The sequence below is a fragment of the Hydrogenimonas thermophila genome (assembly GCF_900115615.1).
Lineage (GTDB): Bacteria > Campylobacterota > Campylobacteria > Campylobacterales > Hydrogenimonadaceae > Hydrogenimonas > Hydrogenimonas thermophila.
Genome location: NZ_FOXB01000080.1, coordinates 1 through 1,899, shown reverse-complemented (window position 1 = coordinate 1,899; position 1,899 = coordinate 1). Strand labels below are relative to the sequence as shown.

Sequence of the window (1,899 nt, the reverse complement as noted above, 5' to 3'; positions counted from 1 at the left end):
CTTGCCTTACAAGTGGTAATATTATCTTTATAATCTCCACTATGACGGATATTGTCTCTTACATATTCAAAACACTTTTTTGCTATTTCAATATCATTTTTACAATCTGATGACAAACTTTTTGCCAACTTTTGTATTTCTTTATTTGAATAATCTATGATATTAGTTTCTTCTAAAAATTTTGTCATAAATTTAAAATCTAATATATCTAGGTTTTCAACTTGTTTTACACTAAAAAATTGAGATAGTGCCTTTGTTTGTTCATCTATTTCATTTTTTAATGGGCTATTATTCTTAATGATAAAGATGATTGTACTACAAGAACTATCTATGGTTTTTGGAATAAAATTATCTAATAACCATTTTCTATCTTCTGGTTCATTTTCAAATCCATTTGTTGTATCTGTAATCCATGCAGTTGCATTTTTGTTTTTGATTAATTTTAACCCAAACTCAAAAGGAATTCTATAGTCATCTGCTTTACAGAATTTTTTCCACTGACAAAATACAGCATTATATTTTTCTAAATATTCAACTTTACAAAATTTTGACTCGAACACTAGATTTCCTTTTTTATGATAACGGTCGAGGAGAGCCAATAGTGTTCCCGCTTTTCTAAATTACCAAGCAATAATTTACCTTCTAAGTCTAACGACTGAGTACAAAAATATGTCACCTCTATCTGTACTCATTTAACTTCTATAAACTTATTTAGTTTTAAAAGCTTTTTTCGGCTAGGGTGACATATTTTTGTTGCTACGATTTGTTATACATTTAGTCAATTTCAATTAGTTCAGATGTTCCAGAAGACATATCGTCACTGAGCCATTGCCATCTTTCAAACAGTTTTATTTTTCCATTTTTTTGTAAAATAGCTGTTGATAAGCATTTTCCAATTTTTAACTGTCCATCTTTATTAATATGATGATAAACAAAATCAAATTCACCATTTTCTAATTGTTTTCCAATTAAATTACCTTTGATGATTTCTCCACCATTGTAATCTGCTGAAATAATATTTTCTTTTTGAGAATAATAAAAAACTGTATCATTATTAACTTCTCCATTTTCAGAGTTGGATAATGCTTTGAATGTTTTCTTATCTAAATTAATCAAAATAATCCTTGTGTATAACGACTGAGTTGAGAAATATTTGAACCATGGGTCAAATATTTCTCTCCAATGAGACTGTGAAAGAACTCAATCTCAAATACTAAAAAATATTCTACCAAAATGACTTTAAAATTAACCATACTAAAATCATAAAAATAGTATAATAATTCCCATATAAAGATGTTTTATGGGTATATACAAACAAGGTTTAAACCGTAAACAATAGCTAATGTTTCCTCCAAGTTTAGATGAGTTAGTAGAAGAAGATAATGTAGTTAGTGCAGCAGTAGTAGAAAGCTAGAACAGGAGATAAATAGAAATATAGAGATGATATGGTTCACATACAGTTTGAAAGAGATGGAAGGATGTTGGATGTCTATAAAATATCAAGTAGCTATTGCAAAATCTACCCTTTAAAGTGCCAATTCAAATTTAAAGAGTTTAGCATACTTCTTAAAAACCTAAAACTTATAACAGGTGATTTGGTTGCAGTAGATGGTGCATTTCTACGAGCAAACGCAAGTAAGAACACTCTCATGATGAGAAAGACGGTAAAAAAAGAGATATCTAAAATAGATGAAGATATAAAAAACTATATGACTCTACTTGAAACACTAGATAAAGAGGATAAAAACACTACAAACCTAAAAATCTCAAAAGAGGAGATATTTGAAAATTTGAGTTGAGAATCTAGAGACCGTTCAGAATTTTGTGTCAACATCCAATAGTTCCTAAGATTATATCATAGTTCAAGGGCTTCTTCGAGCCTACCTTCGAAAAATATAG

The 1,899-nt window shown here is 28.7% G+C and carries 2 protein-coding genes and 1 pseudogene; 1 reads left to right on the top strand and 2 read right to left on the bottom strand.

The window, feature by feature from the left end; all coding sequences use genetic code 11:
- Both BM227_RS12510 and BM227_RS12505 read right to left on the bottom strand, forming a co-directional pair.
- Positions 1-560 (bottom strand): annotated as a pseudogene (locus tag BM227_RS12510) (hypothetical protein); the annotation flags it as partial.
- Positions 561-774: 214 nt separating this feature from the next.
- Complete coding sequence (locus BM227_RS12505) at positions 775-1,116, bottom strand: avidin-fold protein (RefSeq protein WP_218147964.1); 342 nt, start codon at positions 1,114-1,116, stop codon at positions 775-777.
- Positions 1,117-1,445: 329 nt separating this feature from the next.
- On the opposite strand from BM227_RS12505, the gene BM227_RS12500 reads away from it, so the two are divergent.
- Positions 1,446-1,799 (top strand): hypothetical protein, encoded by a 354-nt coding sequence (locus tag BM227_RS12500; RefSeq protein ID WP_092914340.1) that lies wholly within the window; start codon positions 1,446-1,448, stop codon positions 1,797-1,799.
- Positions 1,800-1,899: the final 100 nt, after the last annotated feature.